Source organism: Streptomyces sp. NPDC104096, assembly GCF_055584385.1.
This window is the reverse complement of the sequence record NZ_JBVJMD010000116.1, coordinates 1-8,662: the sequence shown is the minus strand read 5'-3', so window position 1 is coordinate 8,662 and position 8,662 is coordinate 1. Positions and strand designations below refer to the sequence as shown.

Below are 8,662 nucleotides of genomic sequence, written 5' to 3'. Positions count from 1 at the left end.
ACGCGTGGTGGATGCGGGGATGGTCCTCGAGCCAGGCCCGGGTGGACAGGCCGTTGTGGCCGGACGGGTTGTCGGTGACGATCCAGATCTGGCCGGTCGGGTTGGCGTCCTCGAATAGTTGCAGGAACTGCTGGTGGAAGACGCTGTTGCGGGAGGACGCGGTCATGGTGAGGGCCTGGCCGTCGGCGGGTCGCAGGCCGCCGTAGACCCGGGTTTTCTCCGGTCCGCGGCTGTAGTCGAGCTCGGCTTTGATCCGGTGTCCGTCCATTGACCAGGCGGGTGCGGGCGGGAAGGTTCGCGGGATCACCGGCCCCGGCCCGTCGGCGCAGATCACCGTCACGTCGTCGGGCGGGCGGGTGTGGAGGCCGAGGATCCGTGTCCTTCTGGGTCGAAGTCCCAGTCCTTCGACCGCGTCCAGAACCGGGTGCGGCGCCGGCGCACGCCTTCGGCGAGCAGGATGCGGCGCACCTGCGAGCGGCCCACCTCGATGCCTTCGGCCCTCGCTGCCGCGGCCGGGGAATCCAGTGTCCACTGGGCGGGTCCCGACTCGTCGAAGGCCCACAGTTCCCCGACGGGCTCCCGCCGCAGCCGCCCCGGCGGCACGGTCTTGACCAGGGAGATGATCCGGGACCGTTCCTGCTCGGTGATCCGCCGCTCGCGGCCCTGCCCGCCCAGATCGTCCAAGCCCTCAAGGCCCGCGTGGTTGAAGCGGTGCAGCCGGCAGCGGACCGTCTTCCGACTGCAGCCCAGTTCCACCGCGATCGCCGGCACTCGCAGCCCCGGATCAGCTCGACTCGATCATCCGGGCCCGCATCACCGCATCCCGCGGCGCCTTCCGCGCCCGCGCCGACCGGCAGACGACGGCCCGCTCGTCCTCGTCACGCTCCGGCCGTGCCTATGAAACCATCGCCCAGCACCCGCCCCCGAGCACCCGCAACTACCCCGCCACCAGGACATATACCCAGCCAAAGAGGGATCCGGCAGTAGGCATCCGCTTCTGGCAGGCCAGCCATCGGGGCGCGTTCGCCACCGCCGCCCAGTGGGTCACCCGCCTCGCCGAGGTCCACCAAGCCGGCCGCCTGGGTGACGAACTCACCCGGCCCAGCCGGATCCCGCTGATCGTGGTTGACGTCACGGATCAGGACCTGCGGACCGCGGTGCGGTCCCTGCAACCGCTTCTGACCGAGGTACGGCCGGGATGGTTCAGCGGAGCCAACTGATCGCTTCAGGATGAGGTGCGTAGGCGCCACAGGCATATGAGGCTGCAGGTGGGATCCCCATCGGCCATCTCCCCGTCGTCCCCGGCCGGTGTGGTCTCGGCATGCCAGGACCCGGCCGGGTCGCCCGGCCCTGTGCTGCGACGGGGTGTCATGGCCGGCCCCTCAGCACAGGCCCTCGGGCTGGGACGCCCGGCAGGTGTTGTGCTCGAAGGCGTTGCCGCGCTGGGCGGCCTCCTGGTTGACCAGGTCGGCGGGGGAGTTGTCGCGCAACGAGTTGTTCCTGATCCGGTTGTTGTCACTGGTGGCGCCGACGAAGCTTTTGAAGAGCACGATGCCGCCCGACAGCGGGGAGGTGCCGGAGTTCCCGGTGACCACGTTGCCGGTGACGTCGTTCGTGTCGGCGCCGGACAGGACGATGCCCGAGCCCTGGAGGAACGGCAGCCGCTTGGTCTTGGCGCAGTATTTGTTGTTCTTCATGACCTGGTTGCCGCGCACGGTCAGCGCGCCGGCCTTCGGCTTGTTCTCGTCGCCGACGATGGAGACGCCCATGCAGTTGCCGGTGATGTCGTTGCTCGTGACGGTGAGGTTGCGCAGTCGGCGGATGGTGATGCCGATCCGGTTGCCCGTCAGGGTGTTCTGCGTGATCTGCGTGTGGCCGGTGTCGCCGGAGCCCTGTTCGGCCGTGATCGTGTTGGCCAGGAAGATGCCCGCGTCCCCGCTGTTGCGGACGGTGTTCTGCCGGTACAGGCTGTGCTGGGAGCGCTCCTCGGCGAGGCCCCAGACGGTGTTCTTCTCGGCGGTCACGCGCTGCACGGTCAGTCCGTCGGTCGCCAGGGCCATCACCCCGGCGTTGGAGAAGCCGGCCACCTTGAGGTCGGAGACGGTGACGCCCGTGAGCCGTTTGGTCTTGGTGCCGGACACGCAGATGCCATTGCCGCGCCTGCCGCAGTCGTCCGCGGCCTTCGCGGCCGGCTGGAGGATGGTGGTGTTGCCCATGCCGCGCAGGGTCAGGCCGGGCGTCGTCACCTTGACGCTCTCGTGGTACGTGCCGGGCAGCACCAGCACGGTGTCGCCGGCCTTGGCGGTGTCCACCGCCTTCTGGATCGACTCCCCCGGGTGCACGGTGTGCGTCTGCTGTGCCGTGTCAGTTGACGCGGCGGCGGTGCAGGAGCCGACGAACGCTACCGCGCTCACGAGAAAGGCGATGTAACGTTTCTTCATCTTCGATACGTTATGACCTGATAGCTCGTTGGGCTGCCGGATGGTCCGTCCGAGGGCATGTCGCGAGCAGGCGAGGGAGCAGGGCGGGTGTGGTTCCTGTGCAGGAAGCCTGTGCGCCAACCGGGGGATGGTCGCGCACGGGCAGCCGTATCTGGAAGAGGACTTTGAGCCGGGCCGGGGCTGTGGCTGGTTGTGTCGGCGACCCTGACGAAAGGGATGCACCACGGGCCCCGGGGGGTTAGCGTTCTGCGGGGTCCGGTGTGACACTGCGTGGTCACACGCTTCGCAACTGACCGCAATGCACCTGCTGAAGTCCAGGGCCCACTCCTAGCGTGAACCGCGATCAACCACTGATCCCTGTCGCTAGGAGGACTCCTTGCTCCGAAGAGGCCGGATACAACGAATCGCCATTGCGGGTTCGGCGGCGCTCATAGCGCTCGGGCCTGCCGTCGCCGACGCTGCCTGCCGATGAGCCAGATTCCGGTCCCATCGAGCAAGAGGTGCCGGCGTCCCCGGACGGCGCAGCCGCGGCGAGCGACACGGTCTTCTGTACCTGTCGTGCAAAGAAGCCGAATTACAGTGCCGAAAAGATGACCGGCGTGGGCGGGATCAAGAGCTTGCGCACCTCATGCCCCGTTCTCGTGCAACAGCGAGTCGGAGATCGAGTGGTACAACCCCGGCCCGGGCCGGTGGCTTACCGTGGCGCGGTCCAACCGTCAGTACGCCTGCCCGCCGCCGTACCGGACGACCACGGCTTTTTTCACCTGCGAGTACCGGAGCACGGATTTGCTGTACAGCTACCGCACACGCGTGATCGGCTCCATCGACTACGGCGAGACCGCGAACGCGGACGTGAACGGAGCCGTCCTGAAGGCCCGCTGTCTCTGACCCCCGCACAACCCTCGATCCGGTCGAGGAAGGCGAGAGCGACCACCGTGGATGTCTGGACGGCGTGTGTGACGTGCAGCGAGCAGATCCTCAAGGCCGTGGACCGCATTCCTGGGGAACGCGTCGACCGCCTCGAGCGGTTTTGGACCTGGTCGATGGACCCCGCCACCGCCGAGGCACTGCTGAAGACGCTGCTTGCCTTGAGCATCCACGCCCTCGTCCTGGACGCGGTCGCCCAGAAAGAAGCCGGCACCGAGGCCCTGGTGCAACGGCTTCGGCTCGCGGACATCGTGGCCGCAGCGACCGTACGCCCCTCGCACGAACTCCTCGCCGGCCTGCCGCACCTTGAAAAGGACGACCGGCTTCACGTCGACGCTCTTCGGGTGCTCATCTACGACGATGCGTCGGCCCTGCACCTGGGCCGCTTGAGCCAGATGGTCCGTATCTGCCTGATGAACGTTGCTGCTGCACTGCCTACCAGCGATCCGATCTGCGCCGACATTCACTGAGGTCTGCCGAGGCTCTCCGGGGCCGGCGCGGCGGTTTGTGGTGTGTCCGCACGTGGGTCATGAGCCGCATCGGCGCCCCCGCGGCCACCGGCGGCTGCTGACCCTCCCGGCGACTGGCGGGGGTCGGTCCAGACCGTCGAGGGCGGCGAGGATGTCGGCCGGCTCGACGCGGCGACGCTGAGGAAGTCGGTCGCCGCCGCCGGGGACTCGGTCGGCATCGGGGCAGCGGCGTGGACATCCCTGGACCGCGCGTCTGAAGGGACGGGTACGCGCGGTGGGACGGACCCGGCGTCCGGCAACCGCCCACGGATGCCGGAATAGGGGAGCGCATGGCTGCCGGCCGGCCGCGGGTCCTCGTCTTCGACGTCAACGAGACCCTCAGCGATCTCGCGCCGCTGCGCGGTCGCTTCGAGGGCGTCGGTACCCCGGGGCATCTGCTGCCGACGTGGTTCACCGGGGTACTGCGGGACGGTTTCGCCCTGACGGCCGCCGGCGCCTACGCCGGCTTCGCCTCCCTGGCCCACGACGGACTGCGGACACTGCTGTCCCGGCTGGAGAACCCGCCGACGGATGAAGAAGCCGCGGCCAGGCACATTCTGGACGGCTTCTCCCGGTTGGACGACCATCCGGTGTACCCGACGGGATAAGGAAGTTGAGCGATGCGGGGTATCGGCTGACCGCGATGACCAACGGCAGCGCCATCCAGACCGAGCAGCTGCTGGATGGGGCCGGAGTGCTGCACTGCTTCGAGACCCTGTCGGACGTCGGCGGCCCCCGGCTGCTGGAGACCGGCACCGGCCGCCTACCACTACGCCGTCGAGCGGGCCGGCGTACGGCCCGGACAGGCCATGCTGGTCGCCGTGCATCCGCGGGACATCGACGGTGCACGGTGAGCGGGACTGCACGGAGCGTGGCTGCGGTGCGCAACCCCCGTGTACCCGCGGACGATGACCCCGCCCAGCCGCAGCGCGCAGGACCTGCGGGAGCTCGCGGACGCGCTGGCCGCCGCGCGGCACGCTCACGCACCGGCCGGCTGACCCGGACCGGGGACGCCATCGACCCTGGTAAGCCGCCGGCAGGCCGACGTGCCGTTCCTGGTGTGCCCGCGTCTGCATCCGGCCGACGGCCGACCAGCGAACCAGATACGTAGTGCCAGGTCGTCGGCACGGAACGGGAGGCGGGGCATGGAGCTACGAGGTGCACGGATTCTGGTGCCGGGTGCCACCGGGGAGATCGGGGCGGCGCTCGCCGTACGGCTGCACGCCCTCGGTGCCCGCACGGCGCTGGCCGGACGGGACCGCGAGGCCCTCACCCGTGTCTCGGCGGCGTGCGAGCACGCTCCCGCCCGCACCTTCGACGCCTGGGACGCCGACTCCTGTGCGAAGACCGTCGACTGGGCGGCGGCGGAACTGGGCGGCCTGGACGGCGTCGTCGTATGCGTCGGAGTCGCGGCCTTCGGGCCGGCCGGGGAGGTGGAGGACGCGGTGTCCGAACACCTGATGGCGGTGAACGCGCTGGCCCCCATGGCGTTCCTGCGGGCCGCCGGGGACCGGTTGCCCGAGGGCGGCGTCCTCGCGGCCGTCACCGGGATCGTCGCCGAGGCGGCACCGGCCCGGATGGCGGACTACGCCGCCGCCAAGGCCGCGCTGGCCACCTGGCTGACGGCGGTCCGCCGCGAGCAGCGACGCCAGGGCGTGACCGTGCTGGAGATCAACCTGCCCCACATGGACACGGGCTTCGCCGGGCGCGCCGTCGTGGGCCAAGCGCCGCCGCTGCCGCGGGGATTGCCCGTTTGGGAGGCAGTGGACGTGATCGTGCGGGCGCTCTTTGAGGGGGCGAGACTTGTGCGTCCCGGCAGCGGTGCGGCGCTCGAAGTGGTGCGGTAGGGCGGACATGCCGAAAAGACGCCTCGCGTACGGCCCTTCGTCCCACAGCGCCCGGCCCGCGGAGGCGTTGACCCCGCTGGCTCCGCGTACGGCGCGGCGCGTGCTGTTCCGGCAGCGCTGGCGGGACCTGGTGTTCCTGCACTGGCCCGCCGACCCGTTCGAGGTGGCCCGGCTGCTGCCGGCCGGCACCGTGCCCGACCTCCACCAGGGCCGGGCGTACGTCGGCCTGGTCTTCTTCCGCATGGACGACCTCGCCTTCGGCCGGACACCGGCCCTGCCGTACCTGGGGAGCTTCGGCGAGGTCAACGTCCGCCTGTACAGCCGCGACGCCACGGGACGGCGCGGGGTGGTGTTCCGTTCGCTCGACTGCGACCGACTGCTGCCCGTACTGACGGCCCGCGGCGCGTTCGGCCTGCCCTACCGGTGGTCCCGCATCCACAGCCAGTGGTTCGACAGCCGGCTGCTGTACCGCACGGGTCGGCGCCAGGGTGCGCGAGCCGGGGCACGGGTGTGGCTGGACGTGGCGGACGAGCCGGTGGCGGCCACGCCGCTGGAGGAGTTCCTCACCCAGCGCTGGGGGCTGCACGAGCGGTTCCTCGGGCGCACCTACTACCTGCCCAACGCACACCCCGCCTGGTCCTTCCGCAGGTGCACCCTGCTGGGCTGGGAGGACGACCTGGTCGCGGCGGCCGGGCTGTCGAGGCCACAGGGCGAGCCCGTGAGCGTTCTGTACGCTCCCGGCCTCCCGGTGGTCTTCGGCCCGCCGGTGCCCCCGCCCGCACCCGGCACGCGGCCCGGCTGACCTGCCCCGGCACGACGGCGCCGGGATCAGTCCGTCGACTTCCGCCGGCCCATGGCGGCCAGCAGCTCTCCGGCCGCCCACCCGGGCCCCTTTCCGGCCTAGCCCGGCTCGACGAAGGACGCGGACCCGGCGCTCCGCCCGAAGGCATCGCTCCCTGCCGGCCCGCACCCGACGAGGACGACCGGCGGTGCGAGGCGCTGAAGCGGCTCTACCGGGACGGGACACGCCCCGACGCCCTCGACCCCCGGGACCGCGGACTTCCCGTGCTGCTGTGCGTGGGCCGGCTGCATCCGGTCAAGCAGCAGGACCTCCTGGCCCGGTCCTGGCCGGCGGCGGGCGCCCACCACACCACGACCCTCGTCCTCATCGGCAACAGCCCCGGCCCCGGCACCGCCGTGGAGGACGGCGTCCGCCGCCGCATCGACACCCTCCTCGCCCCGTACCCGCAGGCCGCGCGCCGCCTGGCGCTGCTGCCGGCCCTGCCGAACACCGAGGTACGCCGACTGCAGCGTGCCCTGGCACAGCGTACGGCCGACGCCTGCTGCCGGTACGTCCGCCCGAGCGCGAAGGAGGAGTTCAAGATAGCGGTCCTGGAGGCGATGGACGCCGGCCTTTCCGTCGCCGGTCCGCGCCGCGGGAAAGTCGCGCACTACCTCCGCGACCAGGTCAACGGCCTCCTGATGGACACATCCGGCCAGGCGGGCCTGATGCGGGGCCTACGGCGGGTCGCCGCCACCTTTGTCGACGACCGGCGCCGCTACGCGGCTGTGGGCAGGAAGCCGCTCGCCGAGCGGTTCTCCGCGACACGCATGGCGGACGAACCAGCCGCCGAGTACACCGCCCTGCACACCGGCTGACCAGTGTGCGCAGGGCCCGTGACGGGAGGGGGGGAGGCCGGGCGGCGGCTCGGCTTCACCACAGCAGGGTGCCCGGCCCGCCCTTGAACGGCCCGCGCACCTCTGAGGTGATCCAGCCGCCATAGAAGTCGCTCTCCTGCGCCGTGACGGCCTCTCCGGCGACCGTGCAGCGGTCCATGCGGCTTGGGTAGAAGGCGAAGTAGTCCTTGAGGGCGGTGAAGCCGGGTTCGGGACGGGGATAGCTCCAGGCGGCGTCGGCGCGTACGTCGTCTGCCACGACGACGTCCCAGTACCGGGCCGAGCCCTTCCACTCGCACCAGGTCCGGCCCGAGAGCGCCGGGATCAGCAGCTCCGTACGGACGTCCGCCGCAGGAATGTAGAACACCGGCGGATGACTGGTCTCCAGTACCCGCACGGACTTTTGGGTCTCCGCCACCACCTGGCCCGCGCACTCGATCCGCACGGCGCGGTCGTCCTCCCGTACGGCGGGCGGGCGCGGGTAGTCCCAGACGGACTCGGGCGGCCGTGGGGCGCAATGCGGCACGGGTTGTTCCGAGAGCGGATCCAGGTACACCTCGTCCTCGTAGCACCAGGCCCACTTTTGGCCGCGGGCCAGGGCGCGGGCCACCGGGTGGCCGCTGGAGTCGAAGTGCGTCGTCGCGTGAGCGCCGGGAGAGCTGTCGCTGCAGCCCACATGGCCGCAGGTCAGGCAGAGCAGCAGGTCGGCCGGCGCACGTTCGCGTGCCGCGCACGTCGTGCATGTCTCACTCAGCGGCGCCGGTTCGGCCGTCCAGGTGTGCGAACAGGGCCTCCCCGAGGGCCGTCCGCCGTCGTGCCGGGGCGCCCACTTCGTCATCGGTGATCACCGGCCGGTGCAGTGCTGTCCACGATCTCTCCTTTGCCGTCCCTCGTCTCGCCCCTTGCTTCACCTCCACCCCGCGCAGGGGATGCAGGCGGCGGGCAGGTGCGCCGCCGTTCAGCGGGGCCGGCGAGTGCCGTCGTGCCGGTGTCGGCCGGGTTGATCGGAGCCGGCCGCCCGGCCGGCGAGGAGCTTGAGCCGGTCCTCGTCGGGGCATCCCCACGCCGGCGGCACGCTCGTCGCCGCCGGGTTTTCGGGTCGGGGCCTGCCGGTCAAGGTCTGCGACGCGCTCGGGGCCGCTTGGATGTACTTCTCGCCGAAACCGGTGTGGGTAGCTGTGGTGGGGTGGGTGCTTCGGGGGTGGGTGGTGTGTGGTTGTGGGGGGTGGGTGGCCGGGAGGGGGGTTCTTTCTTCTTTCTG

8 protein-coding genes and 2 pseudogenes are annotated in these 8,662 nt (G+C 71.0%); 5 read left to right on the top strand and 5 right to left on the bottom strand.

Going from position 1 to position 8,662, the window contains the following annotated elements; translation table 11 throughout:
* The 3 genes and pseudogenes from ACZ60B_RS42050 to ACZ60B_RS42040 form a co-directional block, all read right to left on the bottom strand.
* Window positions 1-268 (bottom strand): annotated as a pseudogene (locus ACZ60B_RS42050) (transposase); the annotation flags it as partial.
* Window positions 269-336: 68 nt separating this feature from the next.
* Window positions 337-771: a helix-turn-helix domain-containing protein gene (locus ACZ60B_RS42045; protein WP_469397139.1), complete on the bottom strand. Its 435-nt coding sequence runs from the start codon at window positions 769-771 to the stop codon at window positions 337-339.
* A 611-nt stretch (window positions 772-1,382) separates the two neighbouring features.
* The gene (locus tag ACZ60B_RS42040) at window positions 1,383-2,441 is read right to left on the bottom strand and encodes a right-handed parallel beta-helix repeat-containing protein (protein WP_469397135.1); all 1,059 of its coding nucleotides are present in this window, start codon (window positions 2,439-2,441) and stop codon (window positions 1,383-1,385) included.
* Window positions 2,442-3,427: 986 nt separating this feature from the next.
* Here ACZ60B_RS42040 and ACZ60B_RS42035 point away from each other — a divergent pair.
* From ACZ60B_RS42035 to ACZ60B_RS42015, 5 genes are all read left to right on the top strand, one after another.
* The gene (locus tag ACZ60B_RS42035; protein WP_469397133.1) at window positions 3,428-3,838 is read left to right on the top strand and encodes a hypothetical protein; all 411 of its coding nucleotides are present in this window, start codon (window positions 3,428-3,430) and stop codon (window positions 3,836-3,838) included.
* Between the two features lie 329 nt (window positions 3,839-4,167).
* Window positions 4,168-4,485, top strand: coding sequence for an HAD family hydrolase (locus ACZ60B_RS42030; protein WP_469397129.1), 318 nt, complete (start codon window positions 4,168-4,170; stop codon window positions 4,483-4,485).
* A gap of 537 nt (window positions 4,486-5,022) precedes the next feature.
* Window positions 5,023-5,724 (top strand): SDR family NAD(P)-dependent oxidoreductase, encoded by a 702-nt coding sequence (locus ACZ60B_RS42025; RefSeq protein WP_469397126.1) that lies wholly within the window; start codon window positions 5,023-5,025, stop codon window positions 5,722-5,724.
* Window positions 5,725-5,731: 7 nt separating this feature from the next.
* Window positions 5,732-6,526 carry a YqjF family protein gene (locus ACZ60B_RS42020; RefSeq protein WP_469397123.1) on the top strand — a complete coding sequence of 265 codons (795 nt, stop codon included), beginning with the start codon at window positions 5,732-5,734 and terminating at the stop codon, window positions 6,524-6,526.
* 263 nt (window positions 6,527-6,789) lie between these two features.
* Window positions 6,790-7,383: a glycosyltransferase gene (locus tag ACZ60B_RS42015; RefSeq protein ID WP_469397119.1), complete on the top strand. Its 594-nt coding sequence runs from the start codon at window positions 6,790-6,792 to the stop codon at window positions 7,381-7,383.
* A gap of 55 nt (window positions 7,384-7,438) precedes the next feature.
* On the opposite strand, the gene ACZ60B_RS42010 is transcribed toward ACZ60B_RS42015, so the two are convergent.
* Together ACZ60B_RS42010 and ACZ60B_RS42005 are read right to left on the bottom strand one after the other, a co-directional pair.
* On the bottom strand, window positions 7,439-7,957 hold the full coding sequence (locus ACZ60B_RS42010; RefSeq protein WP_469397143.1) for a DUF427 domain-containing protein: 519 nt from the start codon (window positions 7,955-7,957) through the stop codon (window positions 7,439-7,441).
* Window positions 7,955-8,239, bottom strand: a pseudogene (locus ACZ60B_RS42005) (UBP-type zinc finger domain-containing protein); the annotation flags it as partial. The gene ACZ60B_RS42010 and the pseudogene ACZ60B_RS42005, both read right to left, overlap by 3 nt.
* Window positions 8,240-8,662 lie beyond the last annotated feature (423 nt).